Here is a 269-nt window from a genome sequence, read left to right on the forward strand (position 1 = left end):
TGGAAGCAAGTATTATCATAAGATTTTTTAATAAAAATATGGAGTTTATAGGAGAAGTGGAGGATTTCACTTCTTTTGTTTTCGAACGCAAATGGTTCACTTATTCTAACTTTCAATTAGTTGTTGAAAAGTTTGATAAAGAGTTATTTCAAACTGGCAATTATATTGTAGTTAATAATGATCCTTATAGAGGTGGTCAAATAACTAAAATTAATATAATAGATGATACAGTAACTATAAAGGGGTTTGGAATAGGATTTTGGTTTAAT

1 protein-coding gene is annotated in these 269 nt (G+C 27.1%); it reads left to right on the forward strand.

Annotated features, from left to right (window positions below):
* Positions 1-17 precede the first annotated feature (17 nt).
* Positions 18-269: Gp37-like protein (locus LPC13_RS16825; RefSeq protein WP_455423678.1), on the forward strand; the 252-nt coding region annotated here is incomplete at its 3' end.

Origin of the sequence: Clostridium celatum (genome assembly GCF_021412605.1) — a bacterium.
Taxonomy (GTDB): Bacteria; Bacillota; Clostridia; order Clostridiales; family Clostridiaceae; genus Clostridium; species Clostridium celatum.